This window comes from Aureimonas sp. Leaf454 (genome assembly GCF_001424685.1).
Taxonomy (GTDB): Bacteria; Pseudomonadota; Alphaproteobacteria; order Rhizobiales; family Rhizobiaceae; genus Plantimonas.
On the sequence record NZ_LMQT01000020.1, the window covers coordinates 160,725 to 184,521 of the forward strand.

Annotated in this window: 18 protein-coding genes; 4 read left to right on the forward strand and 14 right to left on the reverse strand. The window is 68.9% G+C overall.

Features of this window, described 5'->3' with window-relative positions; genetic code table 11:
* Positions 1-23: 23 nt before the first annotated feature.
* Positions 24-923 carry a polyprenyl synthetase family protein gene (locus ASG43_RS14305; RefSeq protein ID WP_056506238.1) on the forward strand — a complete coding sequence of 300 codons (900 nt, stop codon included), beginning with the start codon at positions 24-26 and terminating at the stop codon, positions 921-923.
* A 241-nt stretch (positions 924-1,164) separates the two neighbouring features.
* Here ASG43_RS14305 and ASG43_RS14310 read toward each other — a convergent pair whose 3' ends face one another.
* Together ASG43_RS14310 and ASG43_RS14315 are read right to left on the reverse strand one after the other, a co-directional pair.
* Positions 1,165-2,064 (reverse strand): dihydrodipicolinate synthase family protein, encoded by a 900-nt coding sequence (locus ASG43_RS14310; protein ID WP_056506239.1) that lies wholly within the window; start codon positions 2,062-2,064, stop codon positions 1,165-1,167.
* 184 nt (positions 2,065-2,248) lie between these two features.
* A complete protein-coding gene (locus ASG43_RS14315; RefSeq protein ID WP_056506738.1) occupies positions 2,249-2,878 on the reverse strand; it encodes a LysE/ArgO family amino acid transporter in 630 nt (209 codons plus the stop codon).
* 73 nt (positions 2,879-2,951) lie between these two features.
* Between ASG43_RS14315 and ASG43_RS14320 the strand changes: the two genes are divergently transcribed.
* On the forward strand, positions 2,952-3,842 hold the full coding sequence (locus ASG43_RS14320; protein WP_056506242.1) for a LysR family transcriptional regulator ArgP: 891 nt from the start codon (positions 2,952-2,954) through the stop codon (positions 3,840-3,842).
* A gap of 114 nt (positions 3,843-3,956) precedes the next feature.
* On the opposite strand, the gene ASG43_RS14325 is transcribed toward ASG43_RS14320, so the two are convergent.
* Entirely contained in the window at positions 3,957-4,823 is an 867-nt protein-coding gene (locus ASG43_RS14325) for a transglycosylase SLT domain-containing protein (RefSeq protein ID WP_056506740.1), read from the reverse strand.
* A gap of 2 nt (positions 4,824-4,825) precedes the next feature.
* A complete protein-coding gene (ispG, locus tag ASG43_RS14330; RefSeq protein WP_056506742.1) occupies positions 4,826-6,097 on the reverse strand; it encodes a flavodoxin-dependent (E)-4-hydroxy-3-methylbut-2-enyl-diphosphate synthase in 1,272 nt (423 codons plus the stop codon).
* A 273-nt stretch (positions 6,098-6,370) separates the two neighbouring features.
* On the opposite strand from ispG, the gene ASG43_RS14335 reads away from it, so the two are divergent.
* Positions 6,371-6,532 carry a DUF3309 family protein gene (locus ASG43_RS14335; protein ID WP_082490949.1) on the forward strand — a complete coding sequence of 54 codons (162 nt, stop codon included), beginning with the start codon at positions 6,371-6,373 and terminating at the stop codon, positions 6,530-6,532.
* 12 nt (positions 6,533-6,544) lie between these two features.
* Here the strand turns inward: ASG43_RS14335 and ASG43_RS14340 are convergent, their stop codons facing one another.
* The 3 genes from ASG43_RS14340 to pyc form a co-directional block, all read right to left on the reverse strand.
* Positions 6,545-7,765, reverse strand: coding sequence for an MFS transporter (locus ASG43_RS14340; protein ID WP_244488101.1), 1,221 nt, complete (start codon positions 7,763-7,765; stop codon positions 6,545-6,547).
* On the reverse strand, positions 7,762-8,907 hold the full coding sequence (locus ASG43_RS14345) for a DeoR/GlpR family DNA-binding transcription regulator (RefSeq protein ID WP_244488102.1): 1,146 nt from the start codon (positions 8,905-8,907) through the stop codon (positions 7,762-7,764). The genes ASG43_RS14340 and ASG43_RS14345 overlap by 4 nt, the downstream gene beginning before the upstream one ends.
* Before the next feature lie 466 nt (positions 8,908-9,373).
* Entirely contained in the window at positions 9,374-12,835 is a 3,462-nt protein-coding gene (gene pyc / locus ASG43_RS14350; RefSeq protein ID WP_056506246.1) for a pyruvate carboxylase, read from the reverse strand.
* A gap of 165 nt (positions 12,836-13,000) precedes the next feature.
* On the opposite strand from pyc, the gene ASG43_RS14355 reads away from it, so the two are divergent.
* Positions 13,001-13,267 carry a ribbon-helix-helix domain-containing protein gene (locus tag ASG43_RS14355; protein ID WP_244488103.1) on the forward strand — a complete coding sequence of 89 codons (267 nt, stop codon included), beginning with the start codon at positions 13,001-13,003 and terminating at the stop codon, positions 13,265-13,267.
* Positions 13,268-13,331: 64 nt separating this feature from the next.
* Here the strand turns inward: ASG43_RS14355 and ASG43_RS14360 are convergent, their stop codons facing one another.
* The 7 genes from ASG43_RS14360 to treZ all read right to left on the reverse strand — a co-directional run bounded on the left by ASG43_RS14360 (position 13,332) and on the right by treZ (position 23,785).
* Positions 13,332-14,903, reverse strand: a complete 1,572-nt coding sequence (locus tag ASG43_RS14360; RefSeq protein WP_056506253.1) for a GMC family oxidoreductase — start codon at positions 14,901-14,903, stop codon at positions 13,332-13,334.
* A gap of 102 nt (positions 14,904-15,005) precedes the next feature.
* Positions 15,006-15,551 (reverse strand): gluconate 2-dehydrogenase subunit 3 family protein, encoded by a 546-nt coding sequence (locus tag ASG43_RS14365; protein WP_056506255.1) that lies wholly within the window; start codon positions 15,549-15,551, stop codon positions 15,006-15,008.
* Between the two features lie 114 nt (positions 15,552-15,665).
* On the reverse strand, positions 15,666-16,058 hold the full coding sequence (locus ASG43_RS14370) for a VOC family protein (protein ID WP_056506258.1): 393 nt from the start codon (positions 16,056-16,058) through the stop codon (positions 15,666-15,668).
* Positions 16,059-16,254: 196 nt separating this feature from the next.
* Positions 16,255-17,142 carry a DMT family transporter gene (locus ASG43_RS14375; protein WP_056506261.1) on the reverse strand — a complete coding sequence of 296 codons (888 nt, stop codon included), beginning with the start codon at positions 17,140-17,142 and terminating at the stop codon, positions 16,255-16,257.
* Between the two features lie 181 nt (positions 17,143-17,323).
* Positions 17,324-20,029 (reverse strand): malto-oligosyltrehalose synthase, encoded by a 2,706-nt coding sequence (gene treY / locus ASG43_RS14380; RefSeq protein WP_056506263.1) that lies wholly within the window; start codon positions 20,027-20,029, stop codon positions 17,324-17,326.
* Positions 20,026-21,900 carry a 4-alpha-glucanotransferase gene (gene malQ / locus ASG43_RS14385; protein WP_056506266.1) on the reverse strand — a complete coding sequence of 625 codons (1,875 nt, stop codon included), beginning with the start codon at positions 21,898-21,900 and terminating at the stop codon, positions 20,026-20,028. The genes treY and malQ overlap by 4 nt, the downstream gene beginning before the upstream one ends.
* Positions 21,893-23,785: a malto-oligosyltrehalose trehalohydrolase gene (gene treZ / locus ASG43_RS14390; protein ID WP_156386713.1), complete on the reverse strand. Its 1,893-nt coding sequence runs from the start codon at positions 23,783-23,785 to the stop codon at positions 21,893-21,895. Before treZ ends, malQ begins: the two co-directional genes overlap by 8 nt.
* Between the last annotated feature and the right edge of the window lie 12 nt (positions 23,786-23,797).

The window sequence follows — 23,797 nt, forward strand, 5'->3', positions numbered from 1 at the left end:
GCGCAGGGGAAGGCTTGAGGCACATGAGCGACCGATTCGAGACCGCCCTCGCCGCGCGGGGCGCCGAGGTGGAAGCGCGGCTCGCCGCGACGCTCGCGGCGGATCATCCGCTTCTCGCCGGCGCGCCGCGCCGTCTCCTCGACGCCATGCGCCACGGTGTCCTGAACGGCGGCAAGCGCCTCCGGCCCTTCCTGATTCTCGAGACCGCGGCGCTCTTCGAGGGCGACGGGGATGCGGCCCTCACCGTCGCCGCCGCGCTCGAATGCGTCCACTCCTATTCGCTCGTCCACGACGACCTCCCCGCCATGGACGACGACGACCTGCGCCGCGGCCAGCCGACGGTGCACAAGGCCTTCGACGAGGCCACCGCGATCCTGGCGGGCGACGCGCTCCTGACGCTCGCCTCGGGGCTCGTCGCGGGAGCGGAGGCGATCGCGCCCGCCGCGCGGCTCGATCTCGTGCGGCGCCTCGCGATCCAGGCGGGCGCCGGCGGCATGGTCGGAGGGCAGGCGCTCGACCTCGCGGCCGAAACGGCCGAACTCGACGAGAGCGAAATTCGCCGCATGCAGGCGATGAAGACCGGCGCGCTGATCGCCTTCGCCTGCGAGGCCGGTCCCATCCTCGCCGGCGCGTCGCTGGAGGACGTCGTTCGCCTGCGACGCTTCGGCGAGATCGTAGGGCTCGCCTTCCAGCTGGCAGACGATCTGCTCGACGAGACGGCCGATGCCGGCGCCCTCGGCAAGGCCGCGGGCAAGGACCGCGCCCGCGGCAAGAAGACCCTTCCCGCGCTCCACGGCCACGACTGGACGCGCGGCGAACTCCAGCGCCTCGTCGGCGAAGCGGAAAACCTCCTCGCGCCCTACGGGGACCGGGCCGAGCCCCTCGCGGCCGCCGCCCGCTTCGTGGCGCTTAGAGGGCGATGAGGTTCGTTGCGGACGCCCGAGCCCGCACGCGTCGCCCCTCCTCCGTCATCGCCGCCATCACCGCTCCGCTGGGCGTTTCGGCCAGCCCCGCCCTGAAGACCCCCGCGCTAGCGGGCCCCTTCGCATCATCGTCGATGCCCATGTGAAACGCCTTTCCCCGCCTCGGCGACCCTGCCCGTCGCCGCGTGCCGGGAGCAGCCGCGAGGAACAGCTCGAAGGGAAAGGTCCCGGGCGCTTCGCGTCAACCGGAGGAGAGAAGGGGTTCGACCGCCGCCAGCACCTCGTCGCGCGCCGGCCCGGAAAGCGGCAGGAGCGGCCGAGGCAGTTGCGCCGCACCAAGGTCGAGCCGATCGAGCAGCACGTAGATCACGCGCAGGCTTCCGAATCGTCGAAAGCAGTCCCAGAGCGGCGACAGCGCCGCATCGGCCTCGCGCGCCGCCTCGACATCGCCGGCTCCGGCAGGGCGTGCGATCGAAAGGGCGCAAGCCGGCAGGATCCCGCCGAGAACGCTGTAGAAGGCATCCGCCCCCGCCAGCAGCGCGTCCGCCATGCCCCAGTCGCCACTATAGCCGACCAAGAGTCCGGTCCGTTCGCGCAAGGCGGCCAATTCGCCCGCGCCATCGCCTCCGGCCGGCAGGGGCATCTTCACGGCCCGGATCGTGGGAAGACGGGAGAGCCGCTCCAGGAGATCGAGACCGAAGGTGAAATGCGTGGTGCCCGGATTGTTGTAGACGCAGAGCGGCAGGCCCGATGCGGCCGAGACCGCCCGGTAATGTTCGAAGGCCTCGTCCTGCGTCAGCGGCGTGTAGGAGACCGGCGCCATCAGCAGCGCGTCGGCGCCCGCCGCCTCGGCATCCCGGGCGAGATCCTCCGCCGCGTCCGTGCGGAGCGCCCCGATGCCGACGACGAGCGGCACGCGCCCCCGCACGCAGGCCACCGCCGTCTCGACCGCGCGGCGCCGCTCATCGCGCGTCAGGTAGGCGTAGATGCCGGTCGAGCCGAGCAGTCCGATCGAATCGACCCCTGCCTCGCACAGGCGGTCGATGAGACGCGCGAGCATCTCGACATCGACACGGCCCTCGCCGTCCGCGGGCGTGATCGGAAAGGCCGAAAGGCCTCGGAAAAGCGGAGAAACGGGCATCGTCGGCTTTCTCAACGGGTTCGTCTCGACAGAGGCAGGCGAAGACCGGTGCCTGCCGGACCCACGGCGAGCATCCCCTTCCATCCCGCCGGGCCCCGGCATCGGCGCGCATCGCGGGCGCCGTCGAGACGGGACGGCATGGGCCGCCCGGACGACGGGGAGGTCGCGGGGGTTGATGGACCGATCACACCGGCGAGGAGAGCGTGCCGACGACGAGCGAAGCGGCCAGCGTCAGCATGACGATGCCCACCACGGCATCGAGAATGCGCCACGCGGCGGGCCTCGTAAAGACCGGTTGCAGGAGCCGCGCGCCGTAGCCGAGGCCGGTGAACCAGGTGAAGCTCGCCAGGGCCGCGCCGAACACGAAGACCGGGCGCGCGGCTTCGGGTTGCGCGGCACCCGCCGTGCCCATGAGCAGGACCGTGTCGAGATAGACATGCGGGTTGAGGAAGGTGAAGGCCGCCCCCGTCGCCAGGGCGCGTGCGAGCGACAGCCCGCCGCCGGCCTCGGCCGACATCGCGCCGGGCGAGGCCATCCGCCGAAGCGCGGCGATCCCGTACCAGGCGAGAAACAGGCCGCCGCCGAGGCAGAGGATCGTCGTCAGCCGCGGGATCGCAGACGCGAAGGCGCCGACCCCGCCGACGCCGGCCGCGATCAGGACGGCGTCGGAGAGGCCGAAGAAGAGGACGAGCGGCCCGACATGCTCGCCGCGCAGTCCCTGGCGCAGGACGAAGAGGTTCTGCGCGCCGATCGCCATGATCAGCGCGGCCGACAAAGCGAAGCCGGACAGGAAGGCGGGAAGAAGATTCGTCATGCCTTCGTCGTGGCCGGATGAGGGAACGAAGTAAAACTTGTTCTTCTCAGCGCGGTGAAGCAAGACTTCATCGATGCTGGACTACCCCGCCCTATCGGCCGTCGCCGCCGTGATCCGCGAAGGCAGCTTCGAGCGCGCCGCGACGATCCTCGGCATCACGCCATCCGCCGTCTCGCAGCGCGTCCGGGGTCTGGAGGAGCGTCTCGGCACGATCCTCGTCGTTCGAGGCCAGCCCTGCCGGCCGACCGATCCCGGGCGTACGCTGTGCGCCCATCTCGACAAGGTCCGCCTTCTCGAGGCGGAGCTCGACCCCGCCCTCGTCTCGGCGGGCGGGGCCGACGCCCATCGCATGGCCCTGAAGGTGGCGGTCAATTCCGACAGCCTCGCCACCTGGTTCCCGCAGGCGGCGACGACGTTCGGACGTGCGACGGGCATCCCGCTGGACCTGACGCTGGACGACGAGGCGCACACGGTGGACCGGCTTCGCTCGGGCGAGGTCCTGGCCGCCGTGACAGCCGAGGCCGGCACCGTGCCGGGCTGCCGGACGATCCCGCTCGGCGCGCAGCTCTACGCCGCCTGCGCGAGTCCGGCGTTCGCCGCGACCTTCTTTCCGGACGGCGTGGACGAAGGCGGGCTGGCGACGGCGCCGTGCCTGCGCTTCGACCGGCGCGACGGCCTTCAGGCGCGATGGGCGCTGGACACGTTCGGCATCGCGTTCGACGCGCCGCGCTACACCGCCGCCTCGACCCACGCCTTTCTCGATCTCGCTTTGGCGGGTTTGGCCTGGGGAATGCAACCGGTCATGCTGGCCGAGCCGCACCTCGCCGCGGGGCGGCTCGTCGAACTCGCGCCGGGGACCCGCCTCGGCGTGGAACTGCACTGGGTCGTCGCCCGCCTTCCCGTCGCATCCCTTCGACATCTGACCGACGCCGTGCGCGCAGCGGCCTCGGCGGCGTTGGTCTGAGCCGACGGAGCCGGGTCCGTTCGAAGCCGGAAGGTCCAACGCCGACACCGACGCCGACGTAGACCGACTCCCGCCCTCCCGCGAGGCCGACGCTCGGCATGGACCTGACAGGTCCTAGTTCCGCATCACGACGCAGGCGCCGCCCGCTGCGCGGTATTTCGTGCAGAACCGGTTCGCCTGACCCCGCGAATCCGCGCCGATCCGCACGGCGGTGATGCGGCGGGGACCGGAAATCGGACGCGTGCGCATGACGATCGGCTCGACGCCGCCGAGGACGCCGGGATAGCGGTCCTGGAGCTTGCGATAGATGCGGACCGCGATCGCCTCGTTCGGATGCCCCGCGACCTGCACGCCCCAGGGGCGCATGGGCGCCGATTCGACCGCGGCGAAGACCGCGCGCGTCGGCAGGATCGGCAGGCGCCGGCAGGCCGCGTCGAAGTCGAGATCCTTCACCAGGGGCTGGACCTCCGCCTCGCGACGCTCCTCGCGGAACCAGGCGGCGGGCTGCGCGGTGATGGAAAGGACGTAGTCCTCCGTCTCGTAGGGCAGCCGCCCGTCGGTCTTCATCCAGCGCTTCACGCGGTTGATGCCGCCATTGTAGGCCGCCGCCGCGAGCCCCCAGGACCCGAGCTCGGCCCTGAGGTCCCGCAGATAGGTGGCGGAATGGAAGATCGCCTGGCTCTTGTCGTAAGGGTCGGCGAGACCCCGCTCCTTGGCCGTGTAGGGCATGAACTGGGCGATGCCCTGCGCGCCGACGGGCGAGCGCGCGCTCTCGTCGAAACGCGATTCCTTCCAGATCAGCCGCGCGAAGAATTCCGGCGGCATGCCGACGTCCCGCGCATTGGCTGCGATGAGGTCGCAGATCGCCGCCACGCGGGCGTCGCCCGCCTTCTCCGGCTGCTCGGCCGAAGCGCCGCACACGCCGAACCCGAGCGACAGCGCGACGCCGATCGCCCGAGAGAGCCGCCGCGGACCGCCCATCGTCACTCCGCGGCGGCGCCGGAGGAGCGCCCGAAGCGCTTCTCGATATAGTCGGCGACCATGATGCGGAAATCGGCGGCGATGTTCGGGCCGCGCAAGGTCGCGACCTTCTGCCCGTCGACGAAGATCGGCGCGGCCGGCGTCTCGCCGGTGCCGGGCAGCGAGATGCCGATATCGGCATGCTTGGACTCGCCGGGGCCGTTGACGATGCAGCCCATGACCGCGACCTTCAGCGCCTCGACGCCCGGATAGGTCTCGCGCCAGACGGGCATGGATTCGCGCAGGTCCCGCTGGATCGTCTCGGCCAGTTCCTGGAAGACGGTGGAGGTCGTGCGCCCGCAGCCGGGGCAGGCCGCCACGATCGGCACGAACTGCCGGAAGCCCATCGTCTGCAGGATTTCCTGCGCGACCTGCACCTCGCGCGTGCGATCGCCGTTCGGCTCGGGCGTCAGCGACACGCGGATCGTGTCGCCGATGCCCTCCTGCAGGAGGATGCCCATCGCGGCCGAGGATGCGACGATGCCCTTCGACCCCATGCCGGCCTCGGTCAGGCCGAGATGCAGCGCATGATCGGTGCGGCGGGAGAGATCGCGATAGACCGCGATGAGATCCTGCACGTTCGAGACCTTGGCCGAGAGGATGATCTTCCGGCGATCGAGCCCCGTCTCCTCGGCGAGCGCGGCGGAGTGGAGCGCCGACTGGATGATCGCCTCGCGCATCACGGCCCGTGCCGTCATCGGGCGAGGACGGGCCGCGTTCTCGTCCATCAGGCGCGTCAGCAGTTCCTGGTCGAGCGAACCCCAGTTGACGCCGATTCGCACCGGCTTGTCCCAGCGGATCGCCTGCTCGATGATTTCGACGAACTGCCGGTCCTTCTTGTCCTTGAAGCCGACATTGCCGGGATTGATCCGGTATTTGGCGAGCGTCCGCGCGCAGTCCGGATGATCGGCGAGAAGCTTGTGGCCGATGTAATGGAAGTCGCCGACGAGCGGCACGTTCAGCCCGAGCCGCGCGAGGCGCTCGGCGATGCGCGGCACGGCCGCGGCGGACTCGTCGCGGTCCACCGTGATGCGCACGATCTCCGAGCCTGCCTTCGCCAGCGCCGCCACCTGCGCGACGGTGGCATCGATATCGGCCGTGTCGGTGTTCGTCATGGACTGGACGACCACCGGCGCCGGCCCGCCGACGAGCACGCCGCCGACGTCGACGCCGACGGTCGCGCGGCGCGGCGAGGGCTCGTCCAGAAAGGGCGAGACCGGCGGGACGGAGGTCATGGGAACGTCGATGTTCATCGCGCTGATCGCCTGAAACGGCCTCGAACCTCGGGGCCTTGGGGGAGACTTCGAGCCGGTGGCAAGCGGCAAGCCGCCGAGCCGGCCACGGCCGTCGCCGTGCCCCTCGGCCCGGTCCGGCCATCGAGAGACGGCAAGGCCGAGGTGGCCCTTTCGCTCGACCTTGTCAAATCCTCCTCGCGCGGCGCTGGAATGACAGGAACCCGAAGAAGCGAACAAGTGTTTGTGATCGTCTCGAAACCGGAGTTTGCGCCGATGTCTCTGTCCGCGATCCTGCTCGTCCTCGTCATCCTGATCCTCATCGGCGTCTTCCCCGCCTGGCCCCATTCGCGCGGCTGGGGCTACGGCCCGAGCGGCCTGCTCGGCGTCGTCCTCATCGTCGTCGTCATCCTTGTTCTGGTGCGCGGCGGCGTCTGACGAGCGGCGTGCCTACGCCCCGGTCCGATCGTCGGCCGGGGCGACGAGCCGCGCCGCCAGGAACACGCCGGCAAGTCCGGCGGCCAGCGCCAAGAAGATCGGCTGGAAGCCGTAATGCTCGGCGACGAAGCCGATGGCGGAGGGCGCGACGAGAATGCCGGAATAGCCGAAGGACGTGACCACCGACATGCCGACGCCCTTCGGCAGGCCCGGCATGTTCCCGGCCGCGGAAAAGGCGATCGGCACGAGATTGGCGAGCCCGACGCCCATGACGGCGAAGCCCGCGAGGGCGACCGGCACGTTCGCGCCGACCGCGATGAGAAGGAGGCCGATCGCGCCGAAGACCGCCGATCCGCGCGTGGTCCGCACCGCGCCGAATCGGTTGCGGATGCCGTCGCCGGCAAAGCGCAGCACCGACATGGAGGCCGCGACCGCAGCGAAGGCGAGGCCCGACACGGCCGTCTCCGCGCCGAGCGTCTCGCGCAGATAGATCGCGCTCCAGTCGATCGCGACGCCCTCCGGGATCATGGCGGTGAGCGCGAGGAGACCGACCGCGATGGCGCGCCCATAGGCGGCGAGCCCGCCCGACGCGACGGACGCGTCCGCCGTCCCGTTCGCCGCGGGCTCCGGTTCGTCGGCCAGCGCCGAACGCCAGACCGGCACGACGAGAAGGGCGATGACGGCGCCGACGAGGAGGCCGTGCGACGCGCCGCCGAGTCCGGCTATGGCGAAGCCGCCGACGGTCGCGCCGATGAGCCCGCCGATGCTCCAGAAGCCGTGGCAGGCCGACATGATCGCCCGCCCCATGCGCCGCTCGACGGCCACCGCGTTGACGTTCATCGCGACGTCCATGCCGCCCGTCGCGATGCCCGCGAAGAGGATCGCCAAGGCGCCGAGCGGCACGGTCTCGACCAGCGCCAGCGCCGGCATGGCCGCGATCATCGCGGCATGGAGGAGGAGCATCGGCACGCGCGAGCCGCGCCCGGCGATGAGCCGGCCGACGACCGGCATCGCGGCGATGGCGCCGAGGCCGAAGGCGAGGATCATCAGGCCGAGCTCGGGCTTGGAAAGGCCGATCCGTTCGGCGAAGAGCGGGATCTGCGGCGCCCAGCTGCCGATGAGGAAGCCGTTGGCGAGGAAGGCCGCGGACACGGCGATCCGTTCGGCCGGCCAGGAGCCGGCGGCGATGCCGGGCGCCGGGCTGGTGGTCGCCGGGGACAGGATTTCGGTCAAGACGGGGTCTCCCCAGGGGCTTTGCCCCCTTGCAGATGTTGAGGGGCTTCGCCCCCGTGCAGATGGTCTGGGGCTTCGCCCCCGGGCGGATGGTCTGGGGCTTCGCCCCCTGGCGGATGACGAGGGACAGCATCCCCTCGCGGTTGAAGCGGAATGTCGTCGCTCCCGTCATGACGGGGAACGACGTCCCCCTCCCGGCTCAGGGCGGCGGGACGTCCCTCCCCTCCACCCGAGTCGGTCACCGTCGGCGACGCGCCGGGGAGACCTTTCGCATTCGAAGTGGGAAGCGGGACGACGCTCGCGGACGGCGTCTTGCGGGACCGGCGCAGCCCCGTCGCCTCCGCGGCGAGCGGAGGCGCGGCCCGGATCGCTCGGATCCGCGCGGCCTCGAAGGGCGCCAGCCGCGAAGCCGGGCAATCCGCCTCGACGAAGAGGGTCGAAATTCCGCTCGCCGGCAGGACATGGAAAGCCGCCGCCGTGCCGATCTTGGCATTGATCGCCGCGACGAGGACCGAAGCGCTGCGCGCGGCCGCGGCGGCCTTCAGCTCCGCCTCCTCGAAGACATGCGCCGTCACGCCCGCGACCGCATCGACGCCGCAGGCGCCGAGCACGAGGGCGGAGAACCGGAAGCGTTCGAGATCTCGCAGCGCCTGCGGCCCGAGACAGGCACCGCTCGCCACGTCGAGCCGCCCGCCGATCACGATGATCTCGAACCGGCCGCGGCCCGCCAGGACATGCGCGATGCCGGGCGCGTTCGTCACGACCGTCAGGTTCGCCTCCGCCGGCAGCGCGTTCGCCACCGCGAGATTGGTCGAGCCCGCATCGAGAAACAGGCATGAACCCGGAACGATCGTGCGCGCCAGAGCGGCTGCGAGAGCGGCCTTGCGGGGGGCCGCCTGCCCCGCCCGCTCGGCGAGCGTTCCCTCGTCGGGTGCGGCCGGCAGGGCTCCGCCATAGACCCGGCGACAACGCCCCTCGGCCGCCATTTCGCGCAGATCGCGGCGGATCGTATCCTCGGATACGTCGAAGCGGACCGCCAGGTGTCCGGCCACGACGCGACCGTCCCGCGCCAGGAGCGCAGCGATCTCCGCCTGGCGCTGCGCCGCAAGCGGAAAGGACTCGGATGTCGAAACGTGCATCATCGTGCACGCTTTGACGTGAGGAGACCTCGGAGTCAATCCCGCGACGTCCCGATCTTGGACCGGGCCGCGCGAAACTCTCCCCATGCAAGGAAGCAATGTCGGACAGATCCGCGCGGTCTTCCAACGGATGAAGGGCCGGGACCGGCGCACCGAGCGCCGCTGCAGCATCGTCCCGAAATCGAAAAGGATCGTCGGCAGGACGGATGCGTCGTCGAAGAGAGGGAGAGCGGCCTCTGTCTTCGCTCGCGAGCCATCCCGGAGGGCGGCGCGAGACCCGTCCCCTTCGCCCCGCTGTCTCGCTGAGACGGCCGTTACCCGTTCGAGGTAGGATCCGTCTCTCCGGAACGGATCCTTCAAGCTCCGGAGGGAACCGCTCCCTCGATCCAAGACCGATCGAATCGTCGACCGACGAGATCCTCGGTTCGTCCGCCGAACGACCGCCGGCGGCGATCACTCGGGGAAACCGTCATCCCGCCTTGAAGGAGACGAGGAGGTCCTTGGCGTCGATCTGGTCGCCGACCTTCACGTTGACGGCTTCGATCGTTCCGTCGCGGTCGGCATGAAGCGCCGTTTCCATCTTCATCGCCTCGATCGAGAGGAGAACGTCGCCGGTCTTGACGCTCTGGCCGGCGGCGACCGCGAGCGTCGAGACGACGCCGGGCATCGGCGCGCCCACATGGTTCGGGTTGCCCGGCTCGACCTTCGGCTTGGCCACGGCCGCGCCCGCGCGGTTGCGGTCGGGCACCTTCACGCGGCGGGGCTGGCCGTTCAGCTCGAAGAAGACCGTGCGCATGCCCTTGTCGTCGGTTTCGCCGAAGCCGAGATTGCGCACGACCAGCGTCTTGCCCCGCTCGAGATCGACGAGCACCTCCTCCTCCTGGGCGAGCCCGTAGAAATAGGCCGGCGTCGGCAGCATGGAGACGGGGCCGTAGAGGTCCTGGGCGGCATGGAAGTCGGTGAAGACCTTGGGATACATGAGATAGGCGGCGAAAGCCTGATCGTCGATCTTGCCCCCGAGCTTCTCCTCGATCTTCGCGCGCTCGGCGGCGAGATCGGCATCGGGAATGAGCGAGCCCGGGCGCACCGTGATCGGCGCCTCGCCCTTCAGCACCTTCTTCTGCAGCGCCGCCGGCCAGCCGCCGGCCGGCTGTCCGAGATCCCCGCGCAGCATCGAGACGACGCTGTCGGGGAAGGCGAGATCCTTGGCGGGGTCCTCGACCTCGGCCACCGAGAGATCCTGGCTGACCATCATCAACGCCATGTCGCCGACGACCTTGGAGGACGGCGTGACCTTCACGATGTCGCCGAACATCTGGTTGACGTCCGCATAGGTCTGCGCGACCGCGTGCCACTTGGTGTCGAGGCCGAGCGAGCGGGCCTGCTCCTTGAGGTTGGTGAACTGTCCGCCCGGCATTTCGTGAAGATAGACCTCCGACGCCGGCCCCTTGAGGTCGCTCTCGAAGGCCGAATACTGGTGCCGCACGGCCTCCCAGTAGAACGAGATCCGGCGGATCGCGTCCTGGTCGAGGCCGGGATCGCGCTCCGAGCCCGACAGCGCCTCGTTCAGGGAGCCGAGGCAGGGTTGCGACGTGTTGCCGGAAAAGGCGTCCATCGCCGCGTCGATCGCGTCGACGCCCGCGTCCACCGCCGCCAGGATCGTCGCCGCCGCGATGCCGGACGTGTCGTGCGTGTGGAAGTGGATGGGCAGGCCCACCTCCTCGCGCAGCGCCTTGAAGAGAACGCGCGCGGCGGCCGGCTTCAGGAGGCCCGCCATGTCCTTGACGCCGAGGATGTGCGCGCCGGCCGCTTCCATCTCCCGGGCGAGGCCCACATAATATTTGAGGTCGTATTTCGGGCGGGCCGAGTCGAGGAGATCGGCCGTGTAGCAGATCGCGCCCTCGCAGAGCTTGTCCGCCTCGCGCACCGCGTCGATCGAGACGCGCATGTTCTCGACCCAGTTGAGGCAGTCGAAGACGCGGAAGAGATCGACGCCGCCCTTGGCCGCTTCGGCGACGAAATACTTGACGACGTTGTCGGGATAATTGGTGTAGCCGACGCCGTTCGAGCCGCGCAGCAGCATCTGGAGGAGGATGTTCGGCGCGCGCTCGCGAATGAGCGCGAGCCGCTCCCAGGGATCCTCCGTGAGGAACCGCATGGCGACGTCGAAGGTCGCGCCGCCCCAGCATTCGAGGCTGAGGAGCTGGGGCAGCGCGCGCGCATAGGCGTCCGCGATCGTCACGATATCATGCGTGCGCATGCGCGTGGCCAGCAGCGACTGGTGGCCGTCGCGCATCGTCGTGTCGGTGACGAGCACCTGGGGCTGCGCGCGCATCCAGGCCGCAAACCCCGCGGGCCCGAGCTCGTCGAGCTTCTGTCGGGAGCCTGGCAGGAGCGGCGCCTCGTAGACGGGCGCGACCGGCCTCGCCAGATCCTTGTTCGGCTTCGGCCGGGCGCGCGTCTCGGGATGGCCGTTGACGGAGACGTCGGCGAGATAGGTCAGGAGCTTCGTCGCGCGGTCGCGGCGCTTCACCTGCGCGAAGAGCTCCGGCGTCGTGTCGATGAACTTCGTCGTGTAGGAATTGTCGCGGAAGGACGGATGCGTGATGATCGCTTCGAGGAAGGTCAGGTTCGTCGCGACGCCGCGGATCCGGAACTCGCGGAGCGCCCGATCCATGCGCGCGATCGCCTCCTCGGGGCTGGGCGCCCAGGCCGTCACCTTCTCCAGCAGCGGATCGTAAAAGCGCGTGATCACCGCCCCGGAATAAGCCGTGCCGCCGTCGAGCCGGATGCCGAAGCCCGTCGCGCCGCGATAGGCGGTGATGCGTCCGTAATCGGGAATGAAGTTGTGCTCGGGGTCCTCGGTCGTGATGCGGCACTGCAGCGCATGACCGTTGAGCCGGATGTCGGCCTGAGCCGGCACGCCGCTTTCGGGCGTGCCGATCGCATGCCCGTCGAGAATGTGGATCTGCGCCTTCACGATGTCGATGCCGGTGACGACCTCGGTCACCGTGTGCTCGACCTGGATGCGCGGGTTCACCTCGATGAAGTAGAATTCGCCGCTATCGGCATCCATCAGGAATTCGACCGTGCCGGCGCCGACATAGGCCGTCGCCTCGGCGAGTTTCCGCGCATAGGCCGCCAGTTCGCGCCGCCGCTCGTCGGAAAGATACGGCGCGGGCGCGCGCTCGACCACCTTCTGGTTGCGGCGCTGGATCGAGCAGTCGCGCTCGAAGAGGTCGACGACGTTGCCATGCGTGTCGCCGAGGATCTGCACCTCGACGTGCCGGGCGCGCTCGACGAGCTTCTCGAGATAGACCTCGTCCTTGCCGAAGGCGGCCTTGGCCTCGCGCTTGCCCTCCATGACCTCGCGCTCGAGGTCCTTCTCCTCGCGCACCGCGCGCATGCCGCGCCCGCCGCCGCCCCAGGAGGCCTTCAGCATCACGGGATAGCCGATCGTGGCCGCCATGCGGCGCACCTCGTCCATGTCGTCCGGCAGCGGGTCGGTCGCGGGCACCACGGGCACGCCGACCTCGATGGCGAGGTTGCGCGCCTGCACCTTGTTGCCGAGCCGGCGCATCGTGTCGCCGGTGGGGCCGATGAAGATGAGCCCGGCTTCCTTGCAGGCATCGACGAATTCCGGGCTTTCCGACAAAAGGCCGTATCCCGGATGGATCGCATCGGCGCCGGACAGCTTGGCGACGCGGATGATTTCCTCGATCGAGAGATAGCTCTCGATCGGCCCGAGGTCCCGCTTGAGGTGCGGACCGCGCCCGACCTGGTAGCTTTCGTCCGCCTTGAACCGGTGCAGAGCGAGCTTGTCCTCTTCCGCCCAGATGGCGACGGTCTTCAGCCCGAGCTCGTTCGCGGCGCGGAACACCCGGATCGCGATTTCGGATCGGTTCGCCACGAGGATTTTGCGGATGGTCAAGCGTCTGCCCCCAGAAAGTTCGATACCCCGCCAAGAGCTAACGCCAAGTCAGCTCTCGTTGCAATGCAGCACGGAAAGGAGATTGTGCGAAGCGCCGAATGACGGAATATGGAATCGTTCCAAGGCGGAGGCATCGCTATGTGTCACGTATTTTCGGGTATCCCGATGGCCGAATATGAAAGCGAAACGCGCTCGGTGCGTCTGGCCGGCTATTCCACGTCGATCCGCCTGGAGGTCATGTACTGGCGCGTGCTGGAGGATCTGGCGCAGGCGCAGGGCATGACCCTGCCGCGCTTCCTCACCGCCCTCTACGACGAGGTGCTGGAGCTTCATGGCGAAGCGCGCAATTTCGCCTCGCTACTGCGCTGCGCCTGCCTGCGCTTTGCCGAAACCGGTCGCACGACGACCCTGCCCGTCCGCGTCGCGGCGTAACGACAAAGGCCCCGACGCCGGACGCCGGGGCCTTCGCTTCTCCCGTCCCGACCTCTGCGAGGCCTTACAACTCCCCGCGGCTCATCCGCGTCGCGATGTGGTCGGCCTGCCGCAAGGCCAGCGCCACGATCGTCAGCGTCGGGTTTTCCGCCGCGCCCGTCGTGAACTGCGAGCCGTCCGAGACGAAGAGGTTCGGGATGTCGTGCGTCTGGCCGAAGCGGTTCACGACGCCGTCCGCGGCCGCCTCGCTCATCCGGTTGGTGCCGAGATTGTGGGTGGAGGGATAGGGCGGCGTGTGGATCGTCTTCAGCGCGCCGATCGAGTCGTAGATCGCGGAACCCTGCTTGTAGGCATGCTCGCGCATCGCCTTGTCGTTCTCGTGGTCGTCGAAGTGTACCGAGGCGACCGGCATTCCGAAGGCGTCCTTGTCGTCAGAGGCCAAGGTGATGCGGTTGTCCTCGCTCGGCATGTCTTCGCCGACGATCCAGAGGCCGGCGAGGTTCTTGTAGTTGTCGAGCGCATCCGAGAAGTCGCGGCCCCATTTCTGCGGGTCGAGGAACGCCGCCATGAACGGCAGGCCGAGCGACAGCGTCTCCAGTTCGTAGCCGCCGGCAAAGCCCCGGCTCGTGTCGTGCCGCGCCTCGTCGCGCACGATGCCGGCCATGGTCGTGCCGCGGTACATGTGCACCGGCTTGTCGAAGAGGCCGTAGACCGAGCCGGTCGTATGACGCATGTAGTTCCGTCCGACCTGCCCCGAGGAATTGGCGAGCCCGTCCGGGAATTTCGACGAGTGCGAGTTGAGGAGGAGGCGCGGGCTCTCGATCGAATTGCCCGCGACCGCGATGCCGCGCGCCTTCTGGCGCTGCTCCACGCCGTCCGCATCGGCATAGACGACGCCCGTGACCTTGCCGGCGTCGTCGTGCTCGATGCGCAGGACCTGGCAGGACGGGCGCACTTCGAGCCGGCCGGTCGCCTCGCCCTTCGGAATTTCCGCGACGAGCGTCGACCATTTGGCGCCCGACTTGCAGCCCTGGAAGCAGAAGCCGATCTGCAGGCACGAGGACCGCTCGTCCCGCGGCTCGGAATTGATCGCCATGTTGCCGGTGTGGACCTCCTTGTAGCCGATCTTCTTGGCACCGGCCTCCAGAACCTTGAAATTGTTGTTGCCGGGCAGGCCGGGAATGCCGTTGGTGCGCGTCACGCCCATCCGGTCCTCGGCCATGGCGTACCAGGGTTCCATCTCCTTGAGGTCGATCGGCCAGTCCAGGAGGTTCGCGCCGGCCATCTCGCCGTAATGGGTCTTCGTCTTGAACTCGTGCTCCTGGAAGCGCAGCGAGGCGCCCGCCCAGTGGACCGTGGAGCCGCCGACCGATTTGACGATCCAGGCCGGCAGGTTCGGGAAGGTCTTCGTGATGTCCCAGGATCCCGAGGTCAGGCGCTTGTCGGTCCAGGCGAGCTGGGAGAAGCTGTCCCATTCGTCGTTGATGAAGTCCCAGGTCTCGTGCCGTTTGCCGGCTTCCAGGATCACCGTGTCGATGCCCTTGAGGGCAAGCTGCGTGCCGAGCGTACCGCCGCCGGCGCCGGAGCCGACGATGACGAAGACGCTGGAATCGTTGAGATCATAGGGTGCGGGCATGATTCTGTTCCTCCCTGCCGCGAGTTCCGGGCGTCCGTCTTTGCGGACGGCCCGGACCGGGCTCGAACGTGACGTGGTGGATGGCGGGCGGATGACCGCCGGTCAGGCGAGCCAGCTGATGTCGTCGAAGCCGCGCTCGATGTAGCCGCCCTTGTCGAAGGACGCGCCCTCGTAGCCGAAGATCGGCCAGAGCTCCTTCTGGTTGTAGAACCCGACCACCAGATTGCCGCGGACCTTCTGGAAGAACGGCCCCTCCTCGATCGCCTTCAGGAGAGCGACGCGGTCCTCTTCCCGGGCGAGCTTGGCGTAGGGCGAGCCGTGCGCATCGGCGGCCGCCTTGTCGAGAGCGGCCATGCCGTCTTCGAGAAGCGCGAGCTGCTCGGGCGAGGAGCGCGCGGCCTCGTCGATGATGGTCACCGCGTTGGCGTAGTATGTGTCCTCGATCTTGTCGTGCGGATAGCAGTCGCGCGACATCTGGACGAGCGAGGCGAAGGTCTCGGGCTTCGTCGCCTTGGGCATCTGGGCCCAGGCCTTGCCCGAGACGAGCCCGTCCGGGCCGATCGTCATCGCCAGAAGCGTCGAGCCGGCGACGCCCTGCAGAAAGCGGCGGCGGGACAGGCCTGCGGCCTGGAGGTCCGGTTTGGTCATGTCGTCAGTCTCCTCCCGAGATCGACCGCCGAAAGGCGCCTCCCAGCGCCGGCGGTTCCAGTCTTCGGCCCGCCTCCTTCCCTGCGAAGGACCGCCGGCCGGTCGTTCGTGGGTCTAGAGGTATCGGCCCCCCCGCTGGAGAACCTCGATCTTGTAGCCGTCGGGATCCTCGATGAAGAAGAACCGCGCCTTGAGGCCGCTGGGATGGCCGAGCTCCTTGATGTCCTTCGGAGACAGACCGGCCGCGACGAGGCGCCCGTGCTCCGCCTCGAGGTCGTCGACGGACACGGCGAGATGGCCGTAGCCATCGCCGAGATCGTAGGCGGTGCGGCCCGCGTTGACGGTGAGCTCCAGTTCGAAGCCGGTCTCGGCATTCGAGAGGTAGAGAAGCGTGAACCCGTCGAATTCGAACCGGTCCGCGACGACGAGCCCGAAGGCCGCCTCGTAGAAGGCGACCGACCGCGCCTCGTCGACGACGCGGATCATCGCGTGAATCAGCTTTGCCATGCCCTGCCTGCCCTGCTCTCCGCCGGAAGGCCGACCGGCCGTCCCTCAGCTTCCCTGGCAACGAGACTAGGATCGCTCGCGAGGCGGCGGGTAGTAGCTGGATACGACATGGCTTGGGTCGGTGCGGCGCGAGGACGCGGCAGGACGGCCGGATCCTCGGGCCGGGACCGGAGCGCAATCGCGCGGCGCCGGGTCCTCAGATGCGGTTGCGCACCAGCGGCGTGCGCCAGGACCACTTGAAGCGCTCTTCCTCCCGCAGAAACGTGAAGAGCCCGGCCGTGCCGACGAGCGCCATGCCGAGGATGCCGACGAGATCCGGCACCTCCCCGAAGAAGCTCGCGCCGATCACGGCCGCCCAGATGATCTGGCTGTACTGGGTCGGCGCGACGCGGTTGGCGGGGGCGGCGCGCGTCGCGAAGACCTGGATCAGATGGCCGAGCCCGGCGCAGATGCCGGCGCCCACCATGAGATGGAAGATCTCCGGCGAGGGCATGACGAAGGTCGGGATCATCAGGACGCCGTTGACGGCGATCGAGGCGACGATGACGGAGCCGATCAGCGTGATGCGCCGCTCGGTCGGGCCGAGCTTGCGCAGGACGATCACCGTCACCGCCCCGCACAGCGCGCAGCCGACGGCCGCGAGGTGCCCCGGCAGGATCTCGCGAAAGCCTGGACGCACGACCAGGATGACGCCGAGAAGCCCGACGACGACGGCCACGCGCCGCTTCCATCCGATCGTTTCCCCGAGGAAGATCGCGGACAGGACCGTGACGAAGATCGGGAGGAGGAAGATCAGCGCGTAGGCTTCGGCCAGCGGCAGCGTCGTGAAGGCGACGACCGCGAGAAGGCCGCCGATCGTGCCGCTCGTCATCCGCACGGCGACGAGCGTCTTGTTGCGGGGCACGAAGATCGCGCCCCAGTCGTCCTCGCGCCGCTTGGTGAAGAGCGCCGGGATCAGCGCGAAGAGCGCGGTGAAGAAGGCGATCTCGAAAACCGGAAGCGAGGGTCCGAGCGCTTTGATCAGCGCATCCGAACACGCGTAGATGAAATAGCCGAGAAAGCCGAGAAGGACGCCGGTCTGCATGGGTCTGGCAATCCGATCCGCTGCCTGGAACTTGAGGTTCCACGTAGCCGAGGAAGCTTGCCCGAGCCCGAGCCCGAGTCGGAGCGGCCGTCCCCTCGCCCGGCACGGATCGCCCAAGGATCGACGCCGCCCGCCTTCCCTTCGACGAGGAAGACCGGCGGCGTCGACGAAGTCCCTTGTCTCAGGTCGAGATCAGGAGCGCGAAGGGCAGGTCGTTCGGCAGTCCCGCCATCTCGATGGCGGAGCCGATCTTCACCGTGCCGCCCTCCAGCCCGTCGTCGTAGGTGAGGCCCGACAGCTTGCGCGGCAGAATCACCCGCGTGTCGCCCCAGCCGCCCTCGCTCGGCAGGAAGCCGGCTCCGCTGCCCAGAAGCGACAGGCAGAGGCGCGGCGCGATCGCGATGGCGGCGCGTCCCTCCCCGTCGGTGCGGGCGAAGGCGACGACATGGGCCGCCTTCTCTCCCTCGACCTCCAGCGGCACGTAGGCCCCCTTGGTGAAGAGCTCGGGCGCGCTCGCCCGCACCTTCAGACCCGCGGCCGTCAGCTTGGCCTTCACATGCCCGTTGCGCCAGTGCTCCAGCGCGCCGGTCATGGAATGGCCGTTCGACATGGTTTCCTCGCGCGCGGGAAAGTCGATCGAGCGGCGGTTGTCGGGATCGACGAGGCTGAGGTCGTAGAACTCCGTGCCCTGGTAGATGTCCGGCACGCCCGGAGCCGCCATCTTGATCAGGGTCTGCGACAGCGAGGTCAGTGCGCCCGCCGCGACGAAGGGCTGAGCCTCGGCCCAGAAGTCGGCGAGGAACGAGCCGGTCTTCCCCGCGTCGAGGGCCGCGGCGACGAAATCCTGCAGCGCGGTCTCGTAGGCTTCCGCCGGCGCGGTCCAGCTCGTGTAGCGCTTGGCCTCCCGCACCGCCTTTTCCATGAAGCCCGCGAGCCGCTGGCCGATCGCCTTGCGGGCCTCGGCATCCGACGGATCGAAATCCGCCGGCAGGACGCCGAGAAGCCCCTGGTAGAACATCCACTCGCTTGCAGGATCCGGCGAGACGACGCCCGGCGCGACCTCGATCCGGAAGGGCGCCATGCGCTCGGCAAGGCCCTTCACGATCTCCGCCCAGCGGTCCGGCGCCTCGCTCAAGCTGTAGAGCCGCGCACGGGCGTCCTCGCCGCGCTTGGTGTCGTGGGTGGAGGTGGCGAGCAGGCCCTCCGGCTGGTCCTCCACGCGGATCTCCATCGCCGCGTGGAAGCTGGAGACCGGCGCGCCGTAATGGTCGGGCTCGCCGCCGACCTCGTTCAGCGCGATCAGGCGGTTGTAGCGGTAGAAGACCGTGTCCTCGACGGCCTTGGCCATGACCGCGCCGGTCGTCTGCTGGAAGCGGCGCGTGAAGTTCAGCGCGCCCGCGACGTCGCGCCCGTCCTCGAAGTCGAGCTTGAGGAGCCGGCCGATGAAGTCGATCGGCTCGTCGGCCTCGACCTCCCGCCGCGATTTCGCCAGATCCACGGCGGCGTCGATGATGGCGGCGTCCTTGGCGGGAACGCCCTCGACGCCGACATAGGTGCGGTAGACCGGCAGCGCCGCCGCGACCTCGACGATCGAGCGCGAGATCGTGTCCTGCCCGAGATCGCGCGTGGCCAGACCCCGGCCCGCGACGCCGAGCGCCTCGCCCGTGAGATAGGCGAGTTCGCCCGCCAGATTGCGCGAGAAGATCGAGCGCTTCTGGGACAGGATCATGGCGCGCAGATCCTCCTCCTGTCCGAGGAAGCCGGCATAGGCTGCCGTCATTGCGGCCTCCTGCCCCGCATCGACATAGAGGCCCGCCAACGCGGTGATGAACTCGTAGCCGGTCGTGCCCTCGATCTTCCAGGAGGTGCGAAGGCGCTCCTCGCCGGTCAGGATCTTCTCGACATGGATCATCGGCTCGCGTCGGACCGACTGGAAGGCCTGGCGCAGGTCCTCGAGATAGGCCTTGGGATCGGCGAGGCCGTCGACATGGTCGATGCGGATGCCGTCGAGGCGGCGCTCGCGGGCCAGCCGGATGATCGTGCGGTGGGAATCGCGAAAGACGTGGCGCAGTTCCTGGCGCACGCCGATGAGGTCCGCGATCTCGAAGAAGCGGCGATAGGTCAGCTTCTCGCGCGCCGTGCGCCACCAGGCGAGCCGCCAGACCTGCGCCTCGTGGAGATCGTGGAGGGCCGCCTTGTCGGCGTTCATCGCGGCGATGGCGGCATCCAGCGCGGTGGCGAAGCTCTCCTCGGCCAGATGCTCGCGCAGCCGCTCGGTCAGCTCCTCCGCCTCCACCGGCGTCGCGACCGCGAAGCGGCGGATCAGCCGGTCGCGCTCGGGATGGTCGAGAAAGCCGAAGATCGCGCCGAGCGTGCGCGGATCGAGCGGCAGTTCGTAGCCTGCCGCGTCGAAGCGCAGGCGTGCCCGTTCCCGGTCGAGCACGACCGACAGATCGCCCGATGCCGCGGCCTCGCCATAGGGCTTGCCGAGGACGGGGATCAGCACCTTCTCCGCATCCCAGGCGATGTCGAACGTGTGCGCGTGACGGGAATCGCGGCCCCAGGCGAGAACGTCCTCCCACCACGCGTTTTCAGGGCTGACGCCCATATGGTTCGGAACGAAGTCGAGGAGCAGCCCGATGTCGCGCCCCGACAGCGCGTCGCTCATCCGCAGGAACCCGTCGTCGCCGCCGAGATCGGCCTCGAACCGGTTGTAGTCGACGACATCGTAGCCGTGCGTCGAGCCGGGCGAGGCCGAGAAGATCGGCGATGCGTAGAGATGGCTGACGCCGAGCGTCTGGAGATAGGGCGCCAGCGCCCGCGCCGTCTCGAAATCCGTCCCCTCCCGGAACTGCAGCCGGTAGGTGGCGATCAGGGTGCGGCTCATGCGCTCTCCGGAGTCTCGAAGCCTGGACGCTCCAGGCGAAGGGCCGCGGCAACGCTGCCGAAGCCTTGATGGTCCGCGAGATCCTCCAGGCGCACGGCCTGCCGGATCCGCCAGTTCGGATATTCGTCCATGGTGCCGGGCAGGTTCGGCTGGCGGTCCGAGCCGACCATGTCCTCGATCTGCGCGGCGACGAGAAGGCTCGGCGTGCGTGCCAGGAACCGATGAACGGCGTCGCTGAGATCCTGTTCCAGGCGTTCGGGCAGCGGGTCCTCGCCGGTGGCCACGCGGTCGTAGCGTTCGGGCAGGACGGTCTCCTCCTTCAGCGCGGAAAGGAGGAGGCGCCGGTCGCGCCGGCGCTCCTCGCGCTGCTGCTCCGTGCGCTCGGCGTTCTGCCGTCCGGTCTCGGCGCGAAGGTCGACGTCGATCGCCCGCCACCAGCCGGTCAGCGTCGGCAGGTCGTGCGTGGAGACGCAGGCGAGCGCGAGATCGGGATAGGCGGACGGCGGAAGAAAGGCGATCTCCCCGTGCCGCTCGAAATAGAGGACGCGGTAGGACAGGATCCCCGCTTCGCTCATCACGTGCCGGAAGCCCGGCGGCACCGTGCCGAGATCCTCGCCGATGACGATGCAGCGGTTCGTGGTCGAAGCCTGGGCGACCGTGTCGACCATCCGCCCCAGCGGATAGCGGACATAGCCTCCGCCGGCGGAATCGCGCCCTTCCGGGATGAGCCAGAGGCGGGCGAGACCCATCGCATGGTCGATGCGGATCGCGCCGGCATGGCGCGTCAACGCGTCGAAGGTCGCCGCGAGGGGCTCGTAGTTCCGATCCGACAAGGCCTTGGGCGAATAGGGCGCGATGCCCCAGTCCTGGCCGGACGAGTTGAACATGTCCGGCGGCGAGCCGATGCGCGCCGTCTTCATGGTGAGGTCCGCGTCGAGCCAGGTTTCCGCCCCGTCCGCCGCAACGCCGACGGCGAAGTCGAGATAGAGGCCGATCCGCATGCCGGCGCCCCGCGCGCGCGCCTGCGCCTCGCCGAGCTGGCCGTCGGCGACGAACTGCAGCCAGACGTGGAAGAGCACGTCGTCCTTGTGCGCCTCGGCGAAGTCCGCGACGACGTCGGCGGCATGATCGCGGTAGGCGTCCGGCCAGCTGTGCCAGCCGGCGTGACGGCCCTCCCGCACCATATGGGCCGACAGCGCCTCGAACAGCGCGAAGGCCCGAAGGGACTCGCCGCCGCCGGCGACAAAGCGCTCGAAGCCGTCATCCGCGAGGATCGCCCCGCGCGATGCGTCGAAGATCGCGCGCAGCAGGCGGTTCTTGATCCGGCCGACGGCGGCATAGTCGATGATGTCGCCGCCGAGTGCGGCGAAATCCTCCGCCATGTCGGCCCGCACCGTCTCGATCGCCTCCGGCCCGCCCGGCAGCTTGTCCACGGCGATGAAGATCGGATTGAGGAAGCGCCGGCTCGACGGCGAGTAGGGGCTGCAGCGCGCCGCATCGGCCATGAAGAGCGCATGCAGCGGATTGACGCCGACGAAGGCCGCGCCGACGCCGGCTGCGATCGAGGCGAGACGGGCGAGGTCCTCGAAGTCGCCGATGCCGAGATTGCGGTCCGAGCGCAGGCTGTAGAGCTGGCAGGCGACGCCCCAGACCTTGTGATGCCTCAAGCTGTCCGGCACCTCGCAGCGCGCGGTGACGGGGTCGAGATTCTCGTCGTACGAGCCCGCCTCGCCCCCCTCGGGATCGACGCCAAGGGCGCGCAGAAGCGCGATCTTCGACGCATCGTCGATGACCTTGCGCTCGCCGAGTTCGGAAATGTAGCCGATCTGGATCCCGTGGCTTTCCGCGAGCGTATCGAGACGGTCATGCATCGGCAGTCTTTCCGATCTGGAGGCGGTCGGCGAGACGGACGACCACGGTGTTGCCGGGCAGGCGCCGGTCGCCGAGCATTTCAACCGCTTCCGGCTCCGAGGCATAGAGGACTTCGCCGTCGACGAGCTCGCTTCTCGCGATTTCCTCCGGCAGGCCCCAGGGCTCGTCGTCGAGATTGGCGAACAGGTGCAGCGCCTTGCCGCCGCCGAGCGTCCAGCAGACCTCGAAGGCCCGGCTGTCGGAGACGTGAAAGGAGCCGGAATTGGGCGGAATGTCCCGGAGATGCGGGACGATCTTCTCCTGCCTGATCTTCAGGAGCCGCTTGTTCTCCTCCCAGGCCAGCCGGTAGGTCGGCCGCATCCGGCCGCTCCAGTCGAGCCGCGAGGCCTCGAAGGTGGAGAGCTTGTTCGGATCGGGAATGAGATCGCGGTTGCGCTCCTTCTTGAAGGCCGCGAAGGTCTTGAACTCTTCCTTCCGGCCCTTCGACACGGCCTCCCCGAGCTCGCCGTGGAAATCGGTGAAGAAGCAGAAGGGCTGCGTTTCTCCGTATTCCTCGCCCATGAAGATGAGCGGGATCTGCGGCGACAGGAAGAGGATAGCCTGCAGGCACTGCACGCTGCGCCGCGAGGCGAGGTCGGCGAGTCGGTCGCCGAAGGCGCGGTTGCCGATCTGGTCGTGATTCTGGATGAAGTTGACGAAGGCGGTCGGCGGCAGGTGCACGGAGGAGAAGCCGACGTCTCGGTCGCGGTGCTTGGAATGCTGGCCCTGATAGGTGAAGCCTTCCGCCAGCGTGCGCGCGATCTGCTTGGTCGAGCCGCGCGAATAGTCGGAATAATAGCTTTCCGTCTCGCCCGTCGCCAGCGCGTGGGCGCAGTGGTGGAAGTCGTCGTTCCACTCGCCGCTGACGAGCTTGGGATCGCCGGCCTCGTTGCGCTCGATATGCCAGGTGATGTTGCGCGCGTCCTCGGTCGTCAGGTGCACGTGGCGGTCGGTGATCTCGGCGCGGACGCGGGCGGCGAGTTCGCGCACCAGTTCCACGTCGGTCGTATCCTCGATCGAGTCGATCGCGTCGAGCCGCAGCCCGTCCAGCCGGACCTCGTTCAGCCAGTAGAGCGCGTTGTCGATCATGAAGTCGCGAACGGGCTTCTTGTCGTAGGCGATCGCCGCGCCCCAGGCCGTGTGGATCTCCTGGTGGAAGAACTCCTCGGCATAGACGCCGATGTAGTTTCCGTCCGGCCCGAAATGGTTGTAGACGACGTCCAGAAAGACCATGAGGCCGCGCTCATGCGCGGCGTCCACGAGACGCTTCAGCCCGTCGATGCCGCCATAGACCTCGTGCGGCGCGTAGAGGAGGACGCCGTCGTAGCCCCAGCCGCGCTGCCCGCCGAACTGGGCGACGGGCAGAAGCTCGATGGCGGTGACCCCGGTTTCCTTGAGATAGTCGAGCTTGTCGATGATCGCGTCGAACGTGCCCTCCGGCGTGAACGTGCCGGTGTGCAGTTCGTAGAAGACGGTCTCTTCCCAGGGACGGCCCTTCCAGCCGCTGGTGCGCCAGCGATAGGACTCGGGATCGACGAGCCGCGACAGGCCGTGCACGTCGCCGATCTGGGCGCGGGAGGCCGGATCCGGCACCACGGTCCCGCCATCGATGCGAAACCCGTAGGCCTCGCCGATGGCGATGGCGTCGGTGGAGACGCCCCACCAGCCGTCTTCCCGGCGCTCCAGCGGCGCCACGTCGACCGGCTCGCCGCCGTCGCGCGCGGTGACGAGGTGGATCGAGGAGACGGTCGGCGCCCAGAGGCGGAAGTCGGCGCCCTCCGGTGTGATCTTCGGCCCCCAGGACGTTTCCTGGAAGAAGGTCCGGTCGCTATTGGTGGTCAGCATCGAAGTCCCTTT